Origin of the sequence: Bacillus cereus group sp. MYBK245-2, from assembly GCF_051916145.1 — a bacterium.
Taxonomy (GTDB): Bacteria; Bacillota; Bacilli; order Bacillales; family Bacillaceae_G; genus Bacillus_A; species Bacillus_A pacificus.
On the sequence record NZ_JBQAGB010000001.1, the window covers coordinates 592,738 to 615,972 of the forward strand.

The following is a 23,235-nucleotide window of genomic DNA, read 5'->3' on the forward strand; positions in this document are numbered from 1 at the left end:
TAGCGAGCTTCTTTTTTTATACAAGTAACGGCAATTTCATAATAGCTTCTTCAACCGAACGAACTATATGATTTGCCTTCTCCTTCACATATGGATGAGCATGATGCAGAGTGAATGAATGCGGGGTTACTTCAAACATAGAAATATCATTGAAAGAATCTCCAATGCATGCAACTTCATTTGCTTCAATTTGCAAATGTTCCATTAGTCGTCTTAAAGCACTCCCTTTACTTACTCCTCTTGGCATAATGTCAACATAGCGTTTACCAGACATAAAAACTTCCGCTTCATTCTGAAAGGTATCTCGTAATTCTTGATCTAATGCTTCAATTGTCTCTTCTTCTCCAAAAACAAACAATTTCGCAGGATGTACAGTTTTACCAAATTCCTCTTCTAATGCTTCTATTTCAGCGATATGCACGCCCATATACGTTTCAAAATTATGATGATGTTCATTTTTTCTTTTTGTATACCGTTGCTCATTTGCACAAACAATATCTGCTAGTCCCTTTTTATGGATATATCGATATATTTCCTGGGCAATCCCATCTTCAAAACTTGATTCATGAAATATTTTCCCATCCGGTAGTAACATCGTCGCTCCATTTAAACTCGTTGTGTAATACGGGAATGTAAACCTATTTACAACTTCATCAATTCGATGAGTAAAGCGGCCTGAGGCAAAACAAATATTTGTCCCTTTTTCAGCTAACCAACAAATTGCACGTTCATCTTCTTTTTGCATATCATTCACATTGTAAACGAGCGTGTCATCTAAATCACTTACAAATAATTTAATCATGTCCTCTTCCCCTTCCATACACAATATCTACTCTAAGTGTACACAAAAAATGTTTGATTTTTGTTAAAAAACAATAAATTTTTGCTAAAAAAAAATAAACGGGTGTATAATCCCGTTTATTTTTGTCTTTTTACATTTTGAGGTCTTACAATACTTGGTCGTACTTTTAAACTAGACATCGTCGGACGGAGTAGAATTTTTGTTAATGCGCCCCAATCAAATGGTAAAAACGGCCATAAATAAGGTGTTTGCAAACTTTTTATAGACGTTAAAAATAAAATCAATATCGTCATACCAATTACAAAGCCCATCTCATGGAAGAGACCTGTTAAAATAATAACAAATAATTTTCCAACCTTATTCCCTAGCCCTAATTCATAACTCGGTGTTGCATAAGCACCGATCATAGAAACTGCTACATACAAAATAACTTCTGGTACAAACAAACCTACATCGATTGCTATTTGACCAATTAATATAGCGGAAATTAATCCTGCTGCAGACGATAACGGCGTTGGAGTATGAATGGCAGCCATCCTTAAAAACTCAAGCCCGACCTCTGCCATTAATACTTGTAATAAAATTGGTAAATGTGTCATCTTAGTCGGTCCAATAAAAGCAAGATTTTCTGGTAAAAGAGTTGGATCAAATACAAACACTAACCAAAATGGTAGTAAAAACAAGGAGAATAAAACACCTAAAAAACGTACCCAACGTAAAAATGTACCGACAGCTGGATTTTGTCTAAACTCTTCTGCATGCTGTAAATGATGGAAATATGTTGTTGGCGTAATCATAGCACTCGGTGATGTATCAACAAGTACTAAAACATGTCCTTCTAATAAATGATTGGCTGCTACATCCGGTCTTTCTGTATATCGAATAAGCGGGAATGGATTATAGCTTTGCTTTACAACAAATTCTTCCACTGTTTTATCCGCCATCGTAATGCCATCAACATCAATGTTATTCAATTCTTGTTTTATAATCTTTACTAAATCTTGATTTGCAACATCTTGTACATATGTAATACAAATATCCGTTTGCGATCTATCCCCTACTCGAATAATTTCGTTTCGAAGACGTGGATCTCGAATTCTTCTACGAATTAACGCTGTATTTACAACGATATTTTCAACAAATCCATCTCTCGCACCGCGTACTACTTTTTCGGTATCCGGCTCTGTCGGTGTTCTTCCTGGATAGCTTCGAACATCTATCGCGAACGCTTCTGTTTCGCCTTCCACAAATATAATAATAAGCCCTGATAACGCTTGAACCATTACTTCATCCATCGTTTTCACTTTACTTACTTGCTGATGAATTAAACGATTCTCTAAAAGCTTTACTGTATCTTCTTCAACATCCCTTATTTCATTCGTATCCACAGCTTCTTCTAAAATAGGAATAATATAATTCGTATCACAAAGTCCATTTACGAATAACACAGCAATTTCTTTATTCAAAATTTGAAATTTACGAATACCAACATCAAATGTAACGCCTAATCCAACCGTTTGTTTTAAATAATTTTCATTGTCACTTATGAAAGTTGAAATAGGGATATCTATTTTTTTAGGCTTCGTCATAAAACCCACTCCTTTCCAAAATTAACTGAATTGCTTTTTTAGTAATTGGTGAGCCTCTCTCCCATTCATCATTTCCACACATCTTACCAATATCACCAATTCCAACAATGACAGGAACATTCAGATCATCTAGACAATAAATTGTATCTCCGCTAATTCTGCCAATTTCACCATCTGGGAGTCCAAACTTATCAACGCCATATTCCGTTAAATTCCCGTTTCGATCCACGCTTACATCTACACGTGCCCATTCCCAATGATGTGTATTAGACGCTACCGCCAAAATCCCAAGTACATCAATTTGTTTATGCGTGGCTACATATTTTAAAGCTTTTTCACCAGATCCTTCTCCAATAAATCCACTGTCATCAAACATGACAAATACAGGGTCATATGGCGTTTGCATAATAAGCTCAACAACTTTCTTCCCTGTCAATTTGGTTGGATTGCTTTGTGATGCTGAAATACACCTTCCCCCAAATTCCTTCGTTAAAAGCTCAATTGTTCGCTTTGCATATTCATCTCCATCTGTGACCAAAACAACCCTTCGTCTCATTTGATTTATCCTTTCGGTTTACATATAAGTGCTATAAAAAATGAAAATAATATCGCTGCAGAAATGCCTGCAGACGTTAAACTAAACATACCCATACCAATCCCTATATATCCGTGTTTCTCTGCCGCATGCATTGCCCCGTGTAATAAGGAATGTCCAAAACTTGTAATAGGAACTGTTGCCCCAGCACCAGCAAACTTTATAAGCTTATCGTACAATCCAAATCCATCTAAAACTGCTCCTATCACTACAAAGGTAGCCATTAAATGAGCTGGTGTTAACTTTGCAAAATCTAACAATACTTGTCCAACTAGACAAATAGCGCCTCCTACAAGAAATGCATATATAAAATCCACAATTCACTCTCCCTTCACTCTCTCAAATACGACACCATGTGCAATTGTTGGAATTGTTTCTTTCTGCTGCATCATCATCGGGCTTAATAACGCGCCAGTAGCAACGACAAAAATTCGTTGTAAATTCCCTTTTTGCATCTCGCTTAATAAATGACCATATGTGACAACAGCTGAACAAGCACAACCACTACCACCTGCAAATACTTCTTCTTGACCCGAATCATAAATCATTAATCCGCAATCATTATATATATGCCCAATATCATAACCTTCTTCCAGTAACAGTTGTTTCGCGATCGGTGTCCCAATAGCAGATAAATCACCGGTAACAATCACATCATAATCATTAGCACTTCTCTTCAAATCTTCAAAATGCTGCTGAATTGTATGAGCCGCAGCCGGCGCCATCGCCGATCCCATATCTAAAGGGTTCGCAATTCCTAAATCTTGTACTTTTCCAATCGTAGCCGACGTAATTTTAATGGCACTTTTTTCTTTACTAATTAATATGGATCCCGCACCTGTAACAGTGGAATTTGCTGTTCCTGGTTTTTGTCCCCCATACTCTGTTGGATAACGAAACTGTCTTTCAGCTGTTGCATTATGACTACTTACCGTCGCTAAAACACGATTTGCGAATCCACCATCTATAAAGGCTGATCCGACCGCTAAAGTCTCCATCGAGGTCGCACAAGCACTAAACATGCCTAAAAAGGGAATTCCCCACTTACGCGCAACGTAATTTGCTGTTACTGTTTGATTTAATAAGTCACCCGCTAAAAAGAAATCAATTTGTGATGTTTCTACATTTGCTTTTTGCATGACTTGTTGAATAGAATCTGACATTAATCTTCGTTCCGCAAGCTCCCAGTTTTCCTCTCCGCAATGTAAATCATCATATGAAATATCAAATTCCTTTCCAAGAGGGCCTTCAGCTTCTTTTGGACCGACGGCAGTACCGGTTGCATTCACATAAATATCATTTTGAAATACCCACGTTTGTTTTCCTGTCAACCTCATACTAGCCCCTCCTTTAAGACATAAAAATTTTAAAAGTATATCTTATTAACCCAATAATGTACGCCCCGACAACACCAAAAACGATTACACTTCCCGCTAGCTTAAACATGTTTGTAGCAACCCCAAGTACAATTCCTTCACTCTTATGCTCTAGCGCAGCACTTGCCATAGAATTAGCAAATCCCGTAACAGGTACGGCCGAACCTGCTCCAGCAAATTGACCGATTTTATCATATACACCACAACCTGTTAAAATCGCCGATAATAGTACAAGAGTTGCGACTGTTGGATTTCCTGCCTCTTGTTCACTAAAATGAAAATAATGTATATAAAATTTCATCAATACTTCTCCGATTGTACAAGTGAGTCCACCTACAAAAAATGCCTTAACACAATTTATAAAATAATTTGGCTTCGGATGGTATTCCTTCACTTTATTTACGTAATCGTCCTTTAGTTTTCGCCCTGTCATTTATATATTGCCTCCTACTTTACGAAATAAATCCAGTGAAACAACGAGCCTATTACTTTTCCAAGTACAAGAGCAACGAGTAAAACAACAATCTTCCCCTCTACCCCTACTCGCTTCGCTAAAATAGGTAGAACATTTAACACTTCCGTTAATGCGGCAGCGAGCATTCCAATGAATGTGCCACAAAATATCCCTAATATAACAAGCCAATATTGCGATGTTTGAAATGTAATGTTTTTCAAACTACACCAAGCTCCTGTTAATGTACCTGCAATAACTGCCCACTCAAAATATTGAATGTGCTTTCCACTTCTCGTTAATTGAGCTAGACGAGGGATTATACCAAGTACAGCTAAAAACGCAACATATCCGCTACCTACAGCAATTCCTCCTGCTAAAGCAATTAAAATAACGAATCCAGACTCAATCATCGGTAAGTTGTTTCATATTATCCTTGTTTTCATGAACAATTACATATTGGTCAAGTGATTGCTGGTATTGGAACATCTCCACTTCTAACGGACTCGGCTCTTCATTAATACGCTTTTGAAATACATGATTAAAAAATAAAACCATGCCTAGCCCAAGACCTAATGAATAAGGAATTTGAAATAAAAGTGGTTGCGCCTTAAATTCTCCCGTAATCATGTAATATAACCGTTGGTGCACTTGTTGCATGCTTACATCTTCATGAAAATATATGATGGCAAGAGCTGCTCCAATGAAAAGTAACAACCATACAAGTCCGAAAAAAATCGGATGTACTTTCTTTTTTTCATATATAATTTCAACAAGAGTTTGTCCAGAACCGAGTAAATTAATTTGTATATGAGCGGTTTTTCGCCTAATAATCTCAATTATTTTCATAACATCAATTACAACATGCGTTTTATCACGCGCTGTAATTTTATAAATTACCTCATCCTGTAATGACTGAACTACTGCAGCATCTCCGGCAAGTTGAGCAACATCTCCCAGCTTTACTTCATACGTAGGAGAAACTTTTAATCGATTACGCATTTTAATATAAATTGTTTGTTCCAATTTCCATTCACCTCTTCACTCTTCCTCGTAGTTGTAGTATGGTTATTCAATTTTTTTCTAATACAATTTTTTCATAAAAAAACATCTGTACCATTTCGGTACAGATGTTTTTTAGTTTATGCTTTTTTCTTAAATAAATTTGCAATGCTTAATGCGAGCCCTCCCCAAATGACTACTATTCCAATAACCATCATCATAATCGCTGATCCACTCATTATGAAACACCTCGATCTTTCCATTCTTTTTCAAGCTTAGCAGAATCTGAATGTATTTGTGCATTCCATTTCTTTAAACTAATGATTAGCGCAATGATAAGGAACGCTGCTGCAATTGACCAACCATATGTTACGACAAACTCCGTTGAGTAACCTCCATAGTTCTTTTTAATATTTTGGATTGTACCATCAATTAACATGTACCCTAACATAAGCGGAGTAATAACGAGTAAACTCACCCTCCAAAACGTCCCTAACTTAATATCAGATACGAAGTTTGCGTGGTTTTGATAAACTGGTAAACGACGTAAAATGAGTCCTATCGTAACTACTTCCGCTAGAGCAATTGTAATTAATCCGAAGTTATTAGCGAAGTAATCGACAACATCTAGGAACATAAGCCCGCCACGTGTCGCAAAAACGAGAGAAACAAGTACGAGAAGCGTCCCCATAATTCCAATTGTTTTCTGGCGGCTTAAGCTAAACTTTTCAGATACGGCAGCAAAACATACTTCCGCAAGCGAGATGAGGGATGTAATTCCGGCAACCGTTAATGATAAGAAAAATAATACGCCAAATAAAGGTGACATCGGTAATTCATTAATAATTTGCGGGAATACTACGAAAGCAAGCCCTACACCAGCACTTGCTACTTTATCAACTGGTACTCCCATATTATTTGCCATAAATCCAAGAGCCGCAAAGACCCCAATCCCTGCTAATAATTCAAATCCTGAGTTTGCAAAGCCCGTGATAAAGGCGTTATTTGTTGTATCTGAGTTTTTCGGCAAATAACTTGAATACGTAATCATAATTCCAAATGCTAAAGATAAACTAAAGAAAATTTGACCGTAAGCAGCAAGCCATACTTTTCCGTCAAAAATACGACTCCAATCTGGTTTAAAGAATGCATCTAATCCTTGCATCGCACCTTCCATCGTCACTGCACGAACTACGATAATAAGGAACATAACAACTAGTAAAGGGATGAAAATACGGTTCACAACTTCGATTCCTTTTTTTACTCCTTTAAATGCAACACCAAGCACAATAATCCAAACGAGAGCTAGCGGAATTAATACTTCGGGTACGAGCCCTCCAAACTGCCCAGGCTTATCTGCAACATGCAAATACTCTTTAAATAAAAATGATTGCGTGTCTTTCCCCCACGCCCCAGTAATTGCAAAATACGTATACGAAATAGACCAAGCAATAATTACTGCATAATATGTTGAAACGATAAATGTTACGCACATTTGCCACCATCCGATGAATTCAGCACGCGGATGAATACGGAAGAACGTAAGTGGCGCGGAACCACGGTGACGATGCCCAAGAGCAAATTCAAACGCTAATAATGAAATACCAGTCGTTAATAATGCGAATAAGTACGGTAAAAAGAATGCGCCTCCCCCATTTTCATACGCTGTATAAGGAAAACGCCATATGTTTCCTAATCCAACGGCAGAGCCGACTGCTGCGAAAATGAATCCAGCCCTCGTTCCCCATTGTTGCCTCGTTTCCATATTTCCTTCCCCCTTTGTGACAAGTTCATACTTGGATTATATTTTAAATTTACTAAATTATCAATAAATTCTGTTAATTTTTACGAAAGTTTACAATCTCCTCCTAATTAAAGGCATAAAAAAAGATCGAATAGCTATTCATCTATTCGATCTTTCATCTGTTTTAAAATTTTCTTTTCAAGTCTTGAAACTTGTACTTGCGAAATGCCTATTCGCTCCGCTACTTCCGATTGGGTTTGGTCTTTATAGTAGCGTAAATATACGATTAAACGCTCTCGCTCATCTAATTCTCTAATTGCCTCTTTTAAAGCAATTTTATCAAACCATTTCGTTTCAGATTGATCTGCAATTTGATCTAAAATAGTGATTGGATCCCCATCGTTTTCATACACCGTTTCATGTATAGATGAAGGAGCACGACTCGCTTCTTGCGCCAGAACAACTTCTTCTGGCGTTAGTTCTAACGCCTCGGCTACTTCATTAATCGTTGGAGCTCTTCCGAATTCTTTCGAAAGCTCGTCTCTCATCTTCCGAATTTTGTTTCCTGTTTCTTTTAATGACCTACTTACTTTCACTGATCCATCATCACGTAAAAATCGCTGTATTTCGCCAATAATCATGGGAACTGCATATGTTGAAAATTTCACGTCGAAAGATAAATCAAATTTATCTACCGATTTTAAGAGCCCAATACATCCAATTTGAAATAAATCGTCTGGTTCGTATCCGCGATTAAGAAAACGTTGCACAACCGACCATACGAGACGCATATTACTTTGAACAATTGTATCTCTCGCTTGTTGATCTCCATCTTGACTTTTTTGAATTAACGCTTTTAGCTCGTGGTCCTTTAACTGAGGTTTCTTCTTCTCATTTTTGACCTCTATGTCCATAGGCTATTCTCCTTAATTGCATAGAGCGTTACTATTTGATAAGTATTTTGTCAAATGGATTGTTGTCCCGAAAGATTCGTTTGAAATAACTTCTACTTCATCCATAAAATTTTCCATGATAGTAAATCCCATTCCGGAACGCTCTAATTCAGGTTTAGTTGTAAAAAGGGGTTGTCTCGCTTCATCTAAATCAAAGATGCCAATCCCTTCATCTCGAATCGTGAGTTTCACCATTGCTTCTTCCAAAATTACAGAAATATAAACAACACCTTCTGCATTTCCTTCGTACCCATGAATAATTGCATTCGTAACCGCTTCTGACACAACTGTTTTAATCTCTGTAAGTTCTTCCATCGTAGGATCTAGTTGCGCAATGAAAGCAGCTACTGTAACGCGAGCGAACGATTCATTTTGACTTAATGCTGAAAATTGAAGGTTCATTTCATTTCTCATTTATGCCACCCCCAACGTCGCGAGCGCATGCGCTTCACTTTCTTCTAAGCGAACAATTTTAAATAAGCCCGACATTTCAAATAAACGCTTAACAGGCGGTGAAATTGCACAAACAACCATTTCTCCACCTAATCCCTTTACATGCTTATATCGGCCTAATATAACACCTAAACCAGAACTATCCATAAACGATAAGTTCTCTAGGCTCAAAACAATATGATGAACACCATGTGTCTCAATCATATCTGTTACTTTCGTTCGCAACTCTTCAGCAGTATGATGATCTAATTCACCCGCTAGTCTCACACATAGGACGTCACGTTTTACTTCTAATTGCATGGAAAGACTCACACGATTTCCTCCTTATGCTCAAACTTTACTCATTTACATACATAAAGATTTTCGTGATACAACATAAGAATCCTTCCTACTGACAAAAGAAGAACTATTTCGCCATAAAGTGAAACCATTCAGCAATTATTTACTTACATACGAATAGAAAAGCGGCAAAATGTTTGCCGCTATTTTGATGTTGAAAACATCCCAAAACTTCTTTTAAATAACTCCCACCAGCTCGCTGCAGCAACATCTTCTTTTGCTACAATTGTTTGTTTTAATAAAACATCTTTATCTTTTTTAATTACAAGTGTACCAAGTGCATCGCCCTTTTTAATCGGCGCTTTCACTTTCTTTTCAGCAATTACCTCTTGCTTTACCTTGTCCATATTTTCGCCCTTCTTCATAAGAAGAGATACATTGTCTGACGCAACTAAATCTACTTTTTCTTTTTTCCCTTTTCCTACTTGGACAGTCTTAATTTTTTCGCCTCGTGTATACAATTTCTTTGTCATATATTGACCAAATGCGTAGTCAAGAAGCTTCGTTACTTGATTGTTCCGTTCTCTCGATGTAGGTGCTCCCATAACAACTGAAATAACACGCATCCCATTCTTTTCAGCCGATGCTGTTAAACAATATTTTGCTTCTGTCGTAAAGCCCGTTTTTACACCATCTACTCCCGGATAAAAACGTACTAACTTATTCGTATTAACGAGCCAAAACTTCTTATCCGTATCTTCACGTAAATAGTCTTCATATTTTCCTGTGTATTTGCGAATAAGTGGATATTTCATCAATTCTTTTGCCATTATAGCCATATCATTCGCTGTGGAATAATGGTCTTTAGCCGGAAGACCAGTCGGATTTTGAAAATGAGTATTTTTCAGTCCTAAATCTTTCGCTTTTTTGTTCATCATATTTACAAAACCTTCTTCTGAACCAGCAATATGCTCCGCTACTGCAACAGACGCATCATTTCCAGATGCAATGGCAATACCCTTTAGCATTTCATTTACGGTCATCTCTTCTCCAGGCTCTAAAAAAATTTGTGATCCACCCATTGAAGCTGCATGCTCACTTGCTCTCACTTTATCGGTCAGTTTTAATTTTCCTTTTTCAACTTGTTCCATAATTAATAGCATTGTCATAATCTTCGTCATACTAGCAGGTGGTAACTTCTCATTTGGATTTTTATCAAACAAAACTTTACCTGTATCTTGTTCAATTACAATTGCTGATGACGCTTGTTCCGCTAACTTCGGCGTTGTTTCTTCTGTTTTCTCCTGCTTCGTCTTCTCAGATTGTGCGAAACTAACTGAAGTACCAGAAAGCAATAACATGAAACAAACAAGTATTCCAAAAACTCGCTTCATGACTAACCCTCCATTCTATATCAAACCTATTTTTTCCAATTCTTCATTTTTTAATACCATATTTTTCTAACATTTTCGGTTGACAAACACATTCATCACCTTTATTGTATTAAGTGTATTACATGAAGTAGTACACTTAATACATGTCAGAAAGGAGACATTGCTCTTGCATATTCAACTTGATCCAAGAAGCAACACTCCGATATGGGAACAAATTGTTCAAAATATAAAAGAACTCGTATTGAAGAACATGTTAGCTCCAAGTGACAAACTTCCTTCTGTACGCGAACTCGCTTCTTTACTCGTTATCAATCCAAATACAGTGAGTAAAGCGTATCAAGAGTTAGAGCGACAAGGGATTATTGAAACATTACGAGGAAAAGGAACATTTGTATCCCAATCGATTACCCCAACATTAGACGAAAGGAAAATCGCTATGGTTGAAAAGCAATTTCATCAATTACTATTAGAAGCCTCTTATCTTGGTGTTACGAAAGATAAAATTCATGATTGGATAGATTCATACTATAAAGAGATTGGAGGAAATACAGATGCTGAAAGTGACAAGCCTGAAGAAAACAATTGATAATCAAACGATTTTAGACGATGTTTCTTTCACATTACAAAGAGGGAGTATCATCGGATTACTCGGAAGAAACGGTGCGGGGAAAACAACTTTATTGCGAACGATGGTCGGTATTTTAGACCCTGATGCAGGGACTGTTACATATGAAGATACAAACATTCATCAATGTCCTGAAATAAAGCAAAAAATCGTATATGTTCCGGATTCTACTAACATATTGAACGGCTATACGATAAAAGAAATTGTAAAGTTTTATAAAGAAGTTTATACCGCATTTGATGAAGCATATTTCTATGAACTGTTAGAACGTTTTAACTTACCAAACAAACGAATTCGTAGCTATTCAAAAGGCATGAAAGCACTGCTTGCAATTATTTTAGCTGTTTCTACAAAAGCAGAATATATCATTTTAGATGAACCGACAAATGGACTTGATCCTATCGTGAAAAGGCAGATTTTACAGTTTCTCGTTGGAGAAGTTGCAGAAAAAGAAATTACCATTTTCATCTCAACTCACCATTTAGATGAAGTGGAACAAATTGCAGATACAATCATTATATTAAAAGGCCATACTGTCTCGTCTATTACATCACTAGACGATGCAAAATCACGATTTGCTAAAATCCAAGTTGCTTACGAACGTTCATTACCTCAAAAACTAGAAAACTTAAGCAATATTAAAATATTAAATCAAACAGGAAAAGTATATACAATCTTAATTGAGGGAAATGTGGCTACAACACTGGAGAAGTTTTATAAAGAACAACCTATACTCATTGAAGAATTAACAATGTCACTTGAAGATGTCTTCGTTACGACACTGGAGGAGGATGGGTATGTTTCATAAGGCGTTGTGGATGTGGAATTGGAAGCGCGGGAAATATGCTGCGTTACTCTTCTTCTTTAGTTCGCTTTACTTGTTATCTTTTGGCTACTATAAAAGTGCTCAGAGACAACTTGCTGAGTATTACGAATTACAAGAAAAAGGGAAACAGTATTATTATTTTTATGCCTTTTCGCCAGGGGAAGGTAATAGTTTTTGGTTAACTGTTCTTGTCATTGCTTTAGCCTGCTTATTGATAGGATGGGAACGTAGCAACCAATCGAATACACTACTTATGATGATGCCTTTTAAAAGAAAAGATGTCTTCTTATCTAAATGGGCTTTTGGTTCCTTTTGTATTTTGAGCTCGTTACTTATAAATTGGATTCTTATGTATGTTATTTATAGAACAACTATTCATTTTGAGTATCAATCATTTAGTCCATTTCATCGATACTTTCTTTATGCGATTGTTTCTTATGCAGCAGTATATACAGCTGCACTATGCATCGGTACTTTTACTGGAAGCGTTGTTTCGCAGGTTGTTTTTTGTATTCCTTGGTTACTAATGGGGCTTACATTTATTCCACTAGTGTACACTTTTACGATAAATCACTTAGAAGCTACCGATCCTAAAAATTATAAGTTATATGAACAACTTTACGAAATTAATCAAAAAACAAATATAGTTGCACCAATATATAATTTCACGATTTATTACCATTATGATCCTGAATCACGTAAAAAAGAAAAGGACTCAACTACTTTAAGAGATCCAGCATCTTATCACTATTATTCAGCTAAATCGATGTTAGTCCCTATTTTTTATACAATAGTTTACTTACTACTTGGAACATATTTATATACACGATCACCAAATGAAAACAGTCAAAAGATATTTATTTTCCAAAAACATTTACGAATATGTATATGGGGGACAACCATTTACTTTGCATTACTAGGTGGCTATAAACTAAATCAATTTCATTTCTTACTTAACTACTATATTTGTTTGTTTCTCGCTGGAATCATTACTTATGTTATATTATCACGCCTAACAAATTATAAAGTTTTTTAAAGGAGAGATCCTATGTTTCAAAAAGCACTATGGCTAAGAACGTATCAACAAAGTAAATATGTTGTATGGTTATTTTGGCTCGTCAGCTTCTATACTTTGTCATATTACTACTATATGACTTCTATTCAACAACAACAATTTCTAAATGACAATAAAAAATGGAACTATGTATATCATTACAATTTTGATTTAACACTCATAAATCCCGTCATACTGTTAGGTAGTGTGCTTATCTTGCTAGCTTGTACATTAATTGGATGGGAAAGACAAAATAACGCTAGCGACTTGTTATGGTCTATGCCCTTTAAACGTTCGCACCTCTATATAACAAAGTGGTTGTTTGGAATCTGTAATATCGCCGCTGTTGTCGTTCTAAACTGGGGACTATTTGCTATTATGAAAAAGTTGACTTTTCATAATAAATATCAAGTATTCTCCCCCTTTCATCGTTACTTTATATACATGTTAATTGTATTAATTGCTATTTATACACTTGCCTTATGTATAGGAACAATCGCTGGAAATGTGATATCGCAAGGATTTCTTACTGCAGCTATATTAATCTTCCCAGCGTTACTTCCATCTCTAATATCAGGAGTCATTGCTGTTCACTCGAATGCCGACTTTCATGAGAACAATGGCATAATACATGATGTTATGGAAAACATACGTATTTCTAGTCCAGCAGAAGATTTTCGTATTCACTTTAATTATGATCCACAAAGCGCTTATACTGATCAAAATGGAGTACGTCATAACGAACCAAACTTTACAAAAATTCCCCCAGCAAAAACATTGCTTGGCCCTATCGCACATATCATTATTTTATTACCACTCGGTATATATTTATATGCCCGTTCAGTCAATGAGCGAAATGGTAACTACTTATTATATCCAAAACTACAAAAAGTAGTTTTAGCTTGTGCGATTTTCTTTGGTGGGATCGTTGGAGGTTTAATACTAAGTCGAGCGCACTCATTGTCCAGCTTTTACATCGGATTTTTAGTGACTAGTTTCATTACGTATTTCTTCCTACCTAAAATATTAAAATGGAAAGTCTCTTGGAATTTCAAATAAAATAACCTCCTCTTGATGAGGAGGTTATTTTACATTCTCTCTTCTTTTCCCATATTCTTTTTCTTGCTTCGTTCCAAACCCATCACCATTTGCCACGATTTGATCTGTTGGAGCAACTATACTTTCAGCAATTCTCCATTCTCCCCCTTGTTGAATAAACACTTGCATAAAATAATTCATACCATTTAACTGATATGGATTTTCTTTTTTCACTTCGTAACGCGCTGCAACATAATACACTTGTACATTCTCAGCCTCAAACTTAGAAATATATTGCGATAATCTCGGGATATACTGTGACGCTTTCTGAAGTGGCAGTTGTTTTACTTTTACAAGAGAAGACTTTGTTACATTGCTTATCGTATCTTCATGCCGAATGTTATCACTATGATGAAATAAAATAGCATTCTGCATTGAGCGAATCCATAGTTTTGAATATAAAACAGGTTGCTTATTTGAAATATGTTGTAATTCTTTCTGAACGACTTGTAGAGGCGTTGCGGCATCCGCGAATTGATGAAAGCAGAATAAACTTCCAATCATAATGAAAAGCATAGAAATACGTTTCATAATTTTTCACTCCGATTCTTTTTAATTAAAGTATTGGAGTTTCAAAATGTTTTTATTCAAAAGAAAAAGGATAGGAAAGCTGTCGCTCCCTATCCTCATTTATTATAATACGCGGCCAAATAGCTCTAACACCATTTCTATTTCTTGGTCGCTCCAACCTTTAAATCTCTCTTTATAATATTCTTTTCGTACAGCTTCTAGTTTTTCAGTTACTTCTCTTCCGTGCTCTGTAATTTCTAAGTACACGATACGACGATCTGAATTAGAACGTTTTCTTTCTACTAATCCTTTTCGTACAAGACGATCTGTAACAGCTGTAATATGACTGGAGGTTACGTTTACTTCACTCGCAATTTGCGAAGCCATCTGTGGACTGTTTAAAAATAACGCGCGTAATACAGAAAATTCATTATATGGCATATGTTCTGCAAAACGTGTATTAATATCATTTTGTAATAAACGTATCATCTTTCGAAATGATCCGGATAACTCTAAAATCAGTGTTTCTCTTTTTTCGTTCACTAGCCTCGTCCCTTTTTTATCATATTTACACATATTATAATCTATAAATACCCTCGTTGTATATCCTTTCTTTCCTCAACATTCTCATTTATGTAACTTTTTTCATACAAATTTCTTTTTTGTTCACACATATACATATAAAAAGGATGGTGATGGAAAATGCAGGGTGGAATGAATCCTTATTTACACAATGTACGCACAGCTAATACTGGTAAAGAAGCGACTATTACTGTACAAGGTGAAGGTGTTGTTAAAGCGAAACCAAATGTCGTTATACTAACACTTGGCATTCGAACTGATAGTAAAAATGTGAAACAAGCGCAAGAAGAAAATGCAGTACAATCAAAACAATTACTGGATGCACTTAAACAGCTTGGTATCGCTGATAAAGATATAGAAACGATTTCTTATACGATCACTCCTCAATACGAGTATGTAAATGATAAAGCATTACTACAAGGATATCGTGTGGAACATTTGTATGAAATTACCGTTTTAAATGTACAAAAAGCAGGGGAAGTATATGATATAGCCGTTTCAAATGGAGCAAACGTAGCAAAAGGATTACGTTTTCGAATATCTCACCCAAATAAATATTATGAGCAAGCTCTCATTCAAGCTCTGCAACAAGCGGTAGAAAAAGCTCGTGCTATTGCGAGTACATACAATTTAAACATTAATCCTGTTCCACTCTCATTCGTTGAAGAATCTGCTCAATTACCACGGGAAGTTGCGTCCTATGCTACTTTACATGCACAAGCAGCTCCTCCCATTCAATCGGGAGAACTAGAAATCATTTCTACAATAAGGGCGATCTTTACGTATTTATAAATAATTTCATTTATAAGTAAACGTTATCATTTTCCTTGTTGTAAAAACATGATGTTCTGATATAATAAAGGACGGTGAGCTCTTACGAAAGAGATATCACGGGTGGGAGAGGGATATGAAAAAGAAGGTTTAACATGAAAGGAATACTTGAAAGAACATTTAAATTAGGTTTACACGAAACATCACCAAAACAAGAAGTTTTAGCTGGAGTTACGTCATTTTTTACGATCGTATATATTATGATTGTAAATGCATCCATTTTATCCGATGCTGGCATTCCTCTTGAAGCTGGAATTTTAGCAACTGTTTTCAGTTCATTTGTCGGATGTCTGCTCATGGCATTTTGGGCAAATGCACCTGCTATTCTTGTCCCTGGTATGGGTGTAAATGCATTCTTCACGTACACTGCTGTGCATACGCTCGGATTAACTTGGCAGGAAGCATTAGCAGCTGTCTTCATCTCTGGTATTATTTTTGCAATTGCTGCGTTTACACCAATCGCTCGCGTGCTTTCAGTATCGATTCCAAAGTCATTAAAGGAAGCTATTACTGTCGGTATCGGATTGTTTTTAGCGTTTATCGGATTGCAAAAAGGTGGTTTAGTCGTTTCGAATCCAAATACTGCTGTTGCAATGGGTAAATTAAGTAACCCTGTCGTTCTTGCGACCGTGCTTACTCTTATCGTTGCACTTGTGCTATTTATTCGTAACGTACGTGGAAACTTTTTATGGACGATTGCAATAGGAACTGGTATTGCATGGCTATTTGGCCTTGTTGATACAAGTCAAATCGGAAATAGCTCATTCTCATTCGCTAATTACGGCGATGTATTTGGAGCTATGTCATTTGGCAAACTTTCTTCCTTACCGTTTTGGATTGCAACATTCTCCTTAAGCATGGTGCTTATTTTTGAGAACATGGGACTATTGCACGGTTTATTAGAAGATGACCGTAAATTCCCACGTGCTTACCAAGCCAATGCAATTTCAGCAATGACATGTGGTCTATTTGGCACAAGCCCTACCGTATCAACAGTAGAGAGTGCCGCGGGTATTACTGCAGGTGGAAAGACAGGTCTGACGTCTATCGTTACAGGGTTGTTATTCTTTGCATCACTGTTTGCACTTCCGTTTGTCAAACTAATTCCTGATAGTGCCATTGCACCAATCTTAATTATTATTGGCGGCCTGATGATTACAAGCATTCAACAAATTCCTCTGAATGATTTTTCAGAAGGATTTCCTGCGTTCTTAATTATCGTCATGATCCCGCTCACATATAGTATCGCTGATGGCATTGCGTTCGGATTTATTGCTTATCCTATCTTAAAAGTTGCTCTTGGAAAGCGTAAAGAAGTCGCACCGTCTATGTATATCATTACATGCTTATTCTTAGCCATGTTCGTATTACATGCTATTGGTTAAGTAAAAACACCGAGGAATTTCCCTCGGTGTTTTTTATTTAAACCATCCTTTTTTATAAAACCAAGCCATCATGCCGCCGCCAATTAGTGCCATAATAAGTAAACAAATAAAATAACTATATTGTCCACCGAGCTCTGGCATATGCGTAAAGTTCATTCCATATACTCCCGCAATAAATGTTAATGGCATGAAAATAGTCGAGAATACAGTTAGTGTTTTCATAATGTTATTCATATGATGCGAGTTTAATGAAAAGTAACTATCTCGAATATCTGCTGTTAACTCCCGGCTTGCTTCAATCATTTCAGTCAGTTTAAGCAAATGATCATGTATATCTTTAAAATAAATTTCATGATCACTTATACCGTAAAAACGAGTCGAATTTAAAATACGATACAATAAATCACGCATCGGAATAATTGTACGTCTTAACTTCGATAGATCTGCACGTATATCAAATACCTCTTCTAGTACACTTCCTGCCGTTTCACCCGTTAAATTATCATCAATTGCATTTAAATGATCCTCAATGTAATATACAGGCGCAAAATAGTCATCTACAATTTGATCGATAATTGTATGCGCTACGTGCAGGGGACTATTTTTAATACGCTTCTTTTCTCCAAGCGTTTTCCATACTCTTTCAATTGCATTGTTATGAGAAAAGTGGAAAGAAACAATATAACGATCACTAATAAATAAATCAATCTCGTGCGGTTCTAATCCATCCTCACCAAATGCATGAAGAACTAAAAAGTTATATCCATCATAAAAATCAACTTTTGGCCTCTGTACATATTCTATGCAGTCTTCAATTGCAAGGGGATGGAACTTAAAATGATCTTGCAAAATGTATGTATACTCTTCTTTCGTTGGCTTATATAAATCTAGCCAATACCATACAATATGGTCTTTCTTTGTTTCCTCTAGCGAAACATCATATAATACTTCATCTGTTTTTGTTATTGCACAAATTCTAATCATATTTTCACCCATTATTATTATAAACAAAAAATAGTAAAAAAAGCCAAGGAGAAATACTCCCTGGCCCTTCTTTATTATTCAGTAACGATGCCGTGCACTAATGTTGGTGCATCTACATGCTCTTTAGAGATCTTCATGTTCTCATAAATTTTTGCTTTTACGTCTTCTACATTTTCACGGTTTGCGTAAATGGTAACAAGGGATTCACCTTTTTTCACGCTGTCCCCTACTTTTTTACGAAGCATTAAGCCAACAGCTAAATCAATTTCAGATTCCTTCGTCGCACGTCCTGCTCCTAAAAGCATTGCTGCTGTTCCGATTTCATCTGCAACGATTTCTGATACATAACCGTCTTCCTTCGCTTCCACTTCAATTTTAAATTGTGCTTGTGGTAATTTAGAAGGATCATCAACAACAGATGCATCGCCGCCTTGCGCTGATAAGAACGTTTTAAATGATTCTAGCGCCTTACCGTTGTTCATTACTTCAATTAATTTCTCACGTGCATCTTCTAGAGATGAAGCTTGTCCAGCAAGGTATACCATTTGACTTCCAAGCGTTAAACATAACTCTTCTAAATCTTTCGGTCCTTTACCTTGTAACGTATCAATTGCTTCTTGTACTTCAAGTGCGTTACCAATAGCCTCACCAAGTGGTTGACTCATATCAGAAATAACAGCCATCGTATTACGACCAACGTTATTACCAATGCGTACCATTGCTTCTGCTAAACGTTTTGCATCTTCATCTGTTTTCATAAATGCACCTGCTCCAGTTTTTACATCAAGAACAATTGCATCTGCACCAGCAGCAATTTTTTTACTCATAATTGAGCTTGCAATAAGCGGAATTGAGTTTACTGTTGCCGTTACATCACGAAGTGCATACAATTTTTTATCCGCAGGTGTTAAGTTTCCACTTTGACCAATAACTGCGATTTTATTTTCATTTACAAGACGCATGAATTCATCATTTTCGATTTCAACATGGAATCCTGGAACTGCTTCTAATTTATCAATTGTACCACCAGTATGTCCTAGACCACGTCCAGACATTTTTGCAACCGGTACACCTAAAGCGGCTACTAATGGACCTAATACAAGTGTTGTTGTATCACCAACGCCACCTGTCGAGTGCTTATCTACTTTTACTCCTTCAATAGCTGATAAGTCGATTGTATCACCGCTATTTACCATTGCCATCGTTAAATCTGCACGCTCTTGATTGTTCATATCTTGGAAGAAAATTGCCATTGCAAGTGAACTTACTTGATAATCAGGAATATCACCATTTGTATATCCTTCAACAATAAAGTTAATTTCTTCTGTCGTTAATGCATGTCCGTCACGTTTTTTTGCAATTAGGTCCACCATTCTCATTGTGAGGTCACCCCTTCATTTGTTTTACGATTGCTTTTACTAATGCTAAGAAGTTAGCTTTAACACGTTCTGTCGTTTCGATTACTTCATCGTGGTGAAGTGGCTGATCTAAAATACCAGCTGCCATATTTGAAATACAAGAAATACCAAGTACTTTCATACCAGCATGACGCGCTACAATTACTTCAGGTACTGTTGACATACCAACTGCATCTCCGCCAAGTGTACGAAGCATACGAATTTCAGCAGGTGTTTCATATACAGGACCTGTCATTCCAACGTATACACCTTCTTGTACTTTAATATTTAAGTCTGCTGCAACTTGTTTCGCCATTTCGCGAAGCTCTACTGTATATGATGTAGACATATCAGGGAAACGTACACCCATTTCAGAATCATTTGGTCCGATTAATGGATTTGTACCCATGAAGTTAATGTGATCTGAAATTAACATAAGATCGCCTGGTTCGAATGATGTATTTACACCACCAGCTGCATTTGTTACAACAACTGTTTCTACCCCTAGTTCTTTCATAACACGAACTGGGAATGTTACTTTTTGCATATCGTATCCTTCATAGAAGTGGAAACGTCCTTGCATTGCTACTACCGTTACACCTTGAAGTGTACCGAATACTAGTTGACCTGCATGGCCTTCTACAGTTGAAACTGGGAATTCAGGGATTTCACTGTAAGGTACTGTTACTGCGTTCTCGATTTCATCTGCTAATACACCTAGTCCAGATCCAAGGATTAGTCCTACTTGTGGTGTCTCTTGAAATTTCTCTTTTAAGTATGAAGCTGATTTTGTAATAAGTTCACGATTCATTTGTTTATCCCCCTATTTCTTTAGCTCGTTTAAGAAGCTTGTTCCGTATTCTGGCATTTTCACACCGAAGTTTTCTGCTACAGTTGCACCAATATCAGCAAATGTTTGACGAAGTGGTAACTCTTTTCCGCCTTCTTTCATGCTTGGGCTATATGCTAATAACGGTACATATTCACGTGTATGATCAGTACCATGATGCACTGGGTCATTACCGTGGTCTGCTGTAATTAATAATAGATCATCTTCTTTTAGTTTTTCGAATACTTCTGGAAGACGTGCATCATATTCTTGCAGAGCTTCTCCGTATCCTTGTGGATCACGACGGTGACCGAATAATGCATCAAAGTCAACTAAGTTTAAGAAGCTAAGACCTGTAAAGTCCATATTTAATGTATCTACAAGCTTATCCATTCCATCCATGTTAGACTTCGTACGAAGTGATTCAGTTACCCCTTCACCATCATAGATGTCAGAGATTTTACCGATAGCAATCACATCATAATCACTATCTTTTAATTCATTCATTACTGTACGGCCGAATGGTTTTAATGCATAGTCATGACGGTTCGGTGTACGTGTAAAGTTTCCAGGCTCACCAACGAATGGACGAGCGATAACACGGCCTACCATGTACTTCTCATCTAACGTTAATTCACGTGCAATTTTACAAATTTTATATAACTCATCAAGCGGCACTACTTCTTCGTGTGCTGCGATTTGTAGTACGCTATCAGCAGAAGTGTAAACAATTAAAGAGCCTGTTTCCATTTGTTCTTGACCAAGTTCATCAAGTATTTCAGTTCCAGAAGCTGGTTTATTACCGATGATTTTACGGCCTGTTTTTTCTTCTAATTCATCAAGTAATTCTTTTGGGAATCCTTCTGGGAACACTTGGAATGGTGTATCAATGTAAAGACCCATAATTTCCCAATGACCTGTCATTGTATCTTTACCAGTAGATTTTTCTTGCATTTTTGTATAATATCCAAGTGGTTTTTCTACTTTAGAGATGCCTTTCATTTCACGAATGTTACCAAGACCTAATTTCACCATGTTAGGCATTTGTAACCCATTCATATGTTCAGCAATGTGACCAATTGTGTCAGATCCTAAATCACCAAATTGTTCAGCATCTGGTGCTTCACCGATTCCAACAGAGTCCATTACGACTAGGAATATACGTTTATATTTATTCATAACTGCGACCTCCTATAAGTTCAGTTCTACTTCTTGTAGTATGTTCAAAACGCTATAAAGTGAAACTGTTCTCCATAAGAATTATCTTTCGTTCTCATTATCAAACAGTACTTCTTTAAATCATTCTCTAACCTATTTCGTTTACCTTAAAACGACGCAAAAACATTTCTAGTTTTTTCTAAGTCAGATGTCAGACATCTGATACTGATATCATAACATGTTTACGCTTTCTTTTTAATACATTTTCGTAGAATTTCTCATTTTCTTCACACTTCTATTGTAATCCATTATGCAAAGAAGTGCTAATTATTTTATGATTTATTTCTTCATATAAAGTAAAATTTTAATCAGTGGCGGTTTTGTTCTTTCTCACTGATCATTTTTCGGGATAAAAATAAAAAAAGTAGCTCTAAAGAGCTACTTTTTTATTTTACTTCTACTGTTTCTTCTTTATGTTCATGCAATTCGCCTTTTTTAACATGAACTTTCACTTTGTAAGAACCCTTTTCTTTGAAAGTATGTTTCGTTTCATACTCCCCTTTATTTCCTTCTTTTGCTGGAATGAATTCGTGTTTTTCCACACCATCTTTCCAAATCTCAAGTTGTACTTCAGCACCAGTTAAAGCTTCTTCTTTTTGTTTTAAATGAACTTTCATTGTTGATTCAACATTTGCTTTTATTTCACCAGCCATAAGGTGAATCATTGTATCGCTTTTATGATCGCCATGTCCTGCACCATGATCACTATTTTCTTTTTTCGCATCTTCTACTTTCGCATTTCCTACAGCCACTTTTACTTCTGGCATAACATGCATTTCACGCGCATTTGTGTGAGCGATAATATGGTATACGCCATCCGTCTCGAACGTTTTCTCTACAGCATAAACACCTTTTCCTTTATGCTTACCTTCTAGCATCTCGTGCTTTTCGTCGCCAGCTTTCCAAATTTCAAACTTTACATCATCAGCATCTGTTACCTTTTCTTTTCCTTGTGTAACAAGTGCTTGTACTTCTGTTTTTTCACCAGGTTTAATTTCTTTCGGATTTGTTTGAACTGCTACTTTTACAGCTTCTAGTTTCTGTTCTTTTTTCGGTTCTTCTTTGTTTGTATTACAGCCAGCCAATGCTAGCATCGCGATAAATAAAGTCATAATAAGTTTTTTCATCATCATTTCCTCCTTCATACTTTATTTAGTATAGAGGAAATACATTGTAATATTCTAGTCTTCTGCTGAAAACAATGTACGAAATGTTTGTGAAGTTTCTGTGAAGTGCTATAGCCTTTTGAATCTATGAA

27 protein-coding genes are annotated in these 23,235 nt (G+C 36.4%); 6 read left to right on the forward strand and 21 right to left on the reverse strand.

The genetic code is table 11. The features are described 5' to 3' along the window. Positions 1-16 precede the first annotated feature (16 nt). The 14 genes from ACTFRN_RS03005 to dacF all read right to left on the reverse strand — a co-directional run bounded on the left by ACTFRN_RS03005 (position 17) and on the right by dacF (position 10,638). Positions 17-820 (reverse strand): Cof-type HAD-IIB family hydrolase, encoded by an 804-nt coding sequence (locus ACTFRN_RS03005; RefSeq protein ID WP_041184497.1) that lies wholly within the window; start codon positions 818-820, stop codon positions 17-19. A 98-nt stretch (positions 821-918) separates the two neighbouring features. Then, positions 919-2,391 (reverse strand): spore germination protein SpoVAF, encoded by a 1,473-nt coding sequence (gene spoVAF / locus ACTFRN_RS03010; RefSeq protein WP_000165588.1) that lies wholly within the window; start codon positions 2,389-2,391, stop codon positions 919-921. Further along, a complete protein-coding gene (locus ACTFRN_RS03015) occupies positions 2,378-2,947 on the reverse strand; it encodes a stage V sporulation protein AE (RefSeq protein WP_001254414.1) in 570 nt (189 codons plus the stop codon). The genes spoVAF and ACTFRN_RS03015 overlap by 14 nt, the downstream gene beginning before the upstream one ends. Before the next feature lie 5 nt (positions 2,948-2,952). After that, positions 2,953-3,303 (reverse strand): stage V sporulation protein AE, encoded by a 351-nt coding sequence (gene spoVAE / locus ACTFRN_RS03020; protein ID WP_000345905.1) that lies wholly within the window; start codon positions 3,301-3,303, stop codon positions 2,953-2,955. Positions 3,304-3,306: 3 nt separating this feature from the next. Then, positions 3,307-4,323: a stage V sporulation protein AD gene (gene spoVAD / locus ACTFRN_RS03025; RefSeq protein WP_001241152.1), complete on the reverse strand. Its 1,017-nt coding sequence runs from the start codon at positions 4,321-4,323 to the stop codon at positions 3,307-3,309. A gap of 13 nt (positions 4,324-4,336) precedes the next feature. Continuing rightward, the gene (spoVAC, locus tag ACTFRN_RS03030; RefSeq protein WP_088106426.1) at positions 4,337-4,795 is read right to left on the reverse strand and encodes a stage V sporulation protein AC; all 459 of its coding nucleotides are present in this window, start codon (positions 4,793-4,795) and stop codon (positions 4,337-4,339) included. A gap of 14 nt (positions 4,796-4,809) precedes the next feature. Beyond that, the gene (gene spoVAB / locus ACTFRN_RS03035) at positions 4,810-5,226 is read right to left on the reverse strand and encodes a stage V sporulation protein SpoVAB (protein WP_000572932.1); all 417 of its coding nucleotides are present in this window, start codon (positions 5,224-5,226) and stop codon (positions 4,810-4,812) included. After that, entirely contained in the window at positions 5,219-5,839 is a 621-nt protein-coding gene (gene spoVAA, locus ACTFRN_RS03040; protein ID WP_000438355.1) for a stage V sporulation protein SpoVAA, read from the reverse strand. Before spoVAA ends, spoVAB begins: the two co-directional genes overlap by 8 nt. A gap of 116 nt (positions 5,840-5,955) precedes the next feature. Next, positions 5,956-6,054 (reverse strand): methionine/alanine import family NSS transporter small subunit, encoded by a 99-nt coding sequence (locus ACTFRN_RS03045; protein ID WP_000016826.1) that lies wholly within the window; start codon positions 6,052-6,054, stop codon positions 5,956-5,958. Further along, positions 6,054-7,580, reverse strand: coding sequence for a sodium-dependent transporter (locus tag ACTFRN_RS03050; RefSeq protein ID WP_000450077.1), 1,527 nt, complete (start codon positions 7,578-7,580; stop codon positions 6,054-6,056). The genes ACTFRN_RS03045 and ACTFRN_RS03050 overlap by 1 nt, the downstream gene beginning before the upstream one ends. A 134-nt stretch (positions 7,581-7,714) precedes the next feature. Then, complete coding sequence (gene sigF, locus ACTFRN_RS03055; RefSeq protein ID WP_000350729.1) at positions 7,715-8,473, reverse strand: RNA polymerase sporulation sigma factor SigF; 759 nt, start codon at positions 8,471-8,473, stop codon at positions 7,715-7,717. A 12-nt stretch (positions 8,474-8,485) separates the two neighbouring features. After that, the gene (gene spoIIAB / locus ACTFRN_RS03060) at positions 8,486-8,926 is read right to left on the reverse strand and encodes an anti-sigma F factor (protein WP_001243399.1); all 441 of its coding nucleotides are present in this window, start codon (positions 8,924-8,926) and stop codon (positions 8,486-8,488) included. After that, complete coding sequence (gene spoIIAA, locus ACTFRN_RS03065) at positions 8,927-9,277, reverse strand: anti-sigma F factor antagonist (RefSeq protein WP_000059133.1); 351 nt, start codon at positions 9,275-9,277, stop codon at positions 8,927-8,929. Positions 9,278-9,447: 170 nt separating this feature from the next. Continuing rightward, entirely contained in the window at positions 9,448-10,638 is a 1,191-nt protein-coding gene (gene dacF / locus ACTFRN_RS03070) for a serine-type D-Ala-D-Ala carboxypeptidase DacF (RefSeq protein ID WP_088106425.1), read from the reverse strand. Between the two features lie 166 nt (positions 10,639-10,804). Between dacF and ACTFRN_RS03075 the strand changes: the two genes are divergently transcribed. The 4 genes from ACTFRN_RS03075 to ACTFRN_RS03090 are packed head-to-tail and all read left to right on the forward strand — an operon-like array spanning position 10,805 to position 14,202. Then, positions 10,805-11,224 (forward strand): GntR family transcriptional regulator, encoded by a 420-nt coding sequence (locus ACTFRN_RS03075; RefSeq protein ID WP_017673592.1) that lies wholly within the window; start codon positions 10,805-10,807, stop codon positions 11,222-11,224. After that, entirely contained in the window at positions 11,190-12,071 is an 882-nt protein-coding gene (locus ACTFRN_RS03080; RefSeq protein ID WP_088106424.1) for an ABC transporter ATP-binding protein, read from the forward strand. Before ACTFRN_RS03075 ends, ACTFRN_RS03080 begins: the two co-directional genes overlap by 35 nt. Continuing rightward, complete coding sequence (locus ACTFRN_RS03085) at positions 12,061-13,125, forward strand: ABC transporter permease subunit (protein ID WP_088106423.1); 1,065 nt, start codon at positions 12,061-12,063, stop codon at positions 13,123-13,125. Before ACTFRN_RS03080 ends, ACTFRN_RS03085 begins: the two co-directional genes overlap by 11 nt. Before the next feature lie 12 nt (positions 13,126-13,137). Then, complete coding sequence (locus tag ACTFRN_RS03090) at positions 13,138-14,202, forward strand: ABC transporter permease subunit (RefSeq protein WP_088106422.1); 1,065 nt, start codon at positions 13,138-13,140, stop codon at positions 14,200-14,202. Between the two features lie 24 nt (positions 14,203-14,226). Here ACTFRN_RS03090 and ACTFRN_RS03095 read toward each other — a convergent pair whose 3' ends face one another. Both ACTFRN_RS03095 and ACTFRN_RS03100 read right to left on the reverse strand, forming a co-directional pair. Then, a complete protein-coding gene (locus tag ACTFRN_RS03095) occupies positions 14,227-14,772 on the reverse strand; it encodes a hypothetical protein (RefSeq protein ID WP_073543118.1) in 546 nt (181 codons plus the stop codon). Positions 14,773-14,874: 102 nt separating this feature from the next. Then, on the reverse strand, positions 14,875-15,294 hold the full coding sequence (locus tag ACTFRN_RS03100) for a MarR family winged helix-turn-helix transcriptional regulator (RefSeq protein WP_001003315.1): 420 nt from the start codon (positions 15,292-15,294) through the stop codon (positions 14,875-14,877). A 159-nt stretch (positions 15,295-15,453) separates the two neighbouring features. Here ACTFRN_RS03100 and ACTFRN_RS03105 point away from each other — a divergent pair, with 159 nt between their 5' ends. Then, positions 15,454-16,125 carry an SIMPL domain-containing protein gene (locus ACTFRN_RS03105; RefSeq protein WP_001161454.1) on the forward strand — a complete coding sequence of 224 codons (672 nt, stop codon included), beginning with the start codon at positions 15,454-15,456 and terminating at the stop codon, positions 16,123-16,125. 134 nt (positions 16,126-16,259) lie between these two features. Next, positions 16,260-17,549 (forward strand): NCS2 family permease, encoded by a 1,290-nt coding sequence (locus ACTFRN_RS03110; protein ID WP_000676248.1) that lies wholly within the window; start codon positions 16,260-16,262, stop codon positions 17,547-17,549. A 33-nt stretch (positions 17,550-17,582) separates the two neighbouring features. Here the strand turns inward: ACTFRN_RS03110 and corA are convergent, their stop codons facing one another. From corA to ACTFRN_RS03135, 5 genes are all read right to left on the reverse strand, one after another. Beyond that, complete coding sequence (gene corA, locus ACTFRN_RS03115; RefSeq protein ID WP_001998197.1) at positions 17,583-18,545, reverse strand: magnesium/cobalt transporter CorA; 963 nt, start codon at positions 18,543-18,545, stop codon at positions 17,583-17,585. A gap of 62 nt (positions 18,546-18,607) precedes the next feature. Beyond that, a complete protein-coding gene (locus ACTFRN_RS03120) occupies positions 18,608-19,912 on the reverse strand; it encodes a pyrimidine-nucleoside phosphorylase (RefSeq protein WP_088106421.1) in 1,305 nt (434 codons plus the stop codon). A gap of 7 nt (positions 19,913-19,919) precedes the next feature. Then, positions 19,920-20,741: a purine-nucleoside phosphorylase gene (locus ACTFRN_RS03125; RefSeq protein ID WP_001078446.1), complete on the reverse strand. Its 822-nt coding sequence runs from the start codon at positions 20,739-20,741 to the stop codon at positions 19,920-19,922. Positions 20,742-20,753: 12 nt separating this feature from the next. Then, complete coding sequence (gene deoB / locus ACTFRN_RS03130) at positions 20,754-21,938, reverse strand: phosphopentomutase (RefSeq protein WP_001046082.1); 1,185 nt, start codon at positions 21,936-21,938, stop codon at positions 20,754-20,756. Positions 21,939-22,363: 425 nt separating this feature from the next. Beyond that, complete coding sequence (locus ACTFRN_RS03135; protein ID WP_124878161.1) at positions 22,364-23,107, reverse strand: FixH family protein; 744 nt, start codon at positions 23,105-23,107, stop codon at positions 22,364-22,366. Between the last annotated feature and the right edge of the window lie 128 nt (positions 23,108-23,235).

What these genes read in the sequence shown, in the direction of transcription:
- ACTFRN_RS03015 (WP_001254414.1), bottom strand. Translation starts at nt 2,947, where the DNA reads ATGAGACGAAGGGTTGTTTTGGTCACAGATGGAGATGAATATGCAAAG.
- spoVAB (WP_000572932.1), bottom strand. Translation starts at nt 5,226, where the DNA reads ATGATTGAGTCTGGATTCGTTATTTTAATTGCTTTAGCAGGAGGAATT.
- spoIIAB (WP_001243399.1), bottom strand. Translation starts at nt 8,926, where the DNA reads ATGAGAAATGAAATGAACCTTCAATTTTCAGCATTAAGTCAAAATGAA.
- spoVAC (WP_088106426.1), bottom strand. Translation starts at nt 4,795, where the DNA reads ATGACAGGGCGAAAACTAAAGGACGATTACGTAAATAAAGTGAAGGAA.
- ACTFRN_RS03005 (WP_041184497.1), bottom strand. Translation starts at nt 820, where the DNA reads ATGGAAGGGGAAGAGGACATGATTAAATTATTTGTAAGTGATTTAGAT.
- ACTFRN_RS03085 (WP_088106423.1), top strand. Translation starts at nt 12,061, where the DNA reads ATGTTTCATAAGGCGTTGTGGATGTGGAATTGGAAGCGCGGGAAATAT.
- deoB (WP_001046082.1), bottom strand. Translation starts at nt 21,938, where the DNA reads ATGAATAAATATAAACGTATATTCCTAGTCGTAATGGACTCTGTTGGA.
- ACTFRN_RS03045 (WP_000016826.1), bottom strand. Translation starts at nt 6,054, where the DNA reads ATGAGTGGATCAGCGATTATGATGATGGTTATTGGAATAGTAGTCATT.
- ACTFRN_RS03135 (WP_124878161.1), bottom strand. Translation starts at nt 23,107, where the DNA reads ATGATGAAAAAACTTATTATGACTTTATTTATCGCGATGCTAGCATTG.
- spoVAD (WP_001241152.1), bottom strand. Translation starts at nt 4,323, where the DNA reads ATGAGGTTGACAGGAAAACAAACGTGGGTATTTCAAAATGATATTTAT.
- ACTFRN_RS03090 (WP_088106422.1), top strand. Translation starts at nt 13,138, where the DNA reads ATGTTTCAAAAAGCACTATGGCTAAGAACGTATCAACAAAGTAAATAT.
- ACTFRN_RS03095 (WP_073543118.1), bottom strand. Translation starts at nt 14,772, where the DNA reads ATGAAACGTATTTCTATGCTTTTCATTATGATTGGAAGTTTATTCTGC.
- sigF (WP_000350729.1), bottom strand. Translation starts at nt 8,473, where the DNA reads ATGGACATAGAGGTCAAAAATGAGAAGAAGAAACCTCAGTTAAAGGAC.
- ACTFRN_RS03050 (WP_000450077.1), bottom strand. Translation starts at nt 7,580, where the DNA reads ATGGAAACGAGGCAACAATGGGGAACGAGGGCTGGATTCATTTTCGCA.
- ACTFRN_RS03105 (WP_001161454.1), top strand. Translation starts at nt 15,454, where the DNA reads ATGCAGGGTGGAATGAATCCTTATTTACACAATGTACGCACAGCTAAT.
- ACTFRN_RS03120 (WP_088106421.1), bottom strand. Translation starts at nt 19,912, where the DNA reads ATGAGAATGGTGGACCTAATTGCAAAAAAACGTGACGGACATGCATTA.
- dacF (WP_088106425.1), bottom strand. Translation starts at nt 10,638, where the DNA reads ATGAAGCGAGTTTTTGGAATACTTGTTTGTTTCATGTTATTGCTTTCT.
- spoVAF (WP_000165588.1), bottom strand. Translation starts at nt 2,391, where the DNA reads ATGACGAAGCCTAAAAAAATAGATATCCCTATTTCAACTTTCATAAGT.
- corA (WP_001998197.1), bottom strand. Translation starts at nt 18,545, where the DNA reads ATGGGTGAAAATATGATTAGAATTTGTGCAATAACAAAAACAGATGAA.
- ACTFRN_RS03125 (WP_001078446.1), bottom strand. Translation starts at nt 20,741, where the DNA reads ATGAATCGTGAACTTATTACAAAATCAGCTTCATACTTAAAAGAGAAA.
- ACTFRN_RS03110 (WP_000676248.1), top strand. Translation starts at nt 16,260, where the DNA reads ATGAAAGGAATACTTGAAAGAACATTTAAATTAGGTTTACACGAAACA.
- ACTFRN_RS03080 (WP_088106424.1), top strand. Translation starts at nt 11,190, where the DNA reads ATGCTGAAAGTGACAAGCCTGAAGAAAACAATTGATAATCAAACGATT.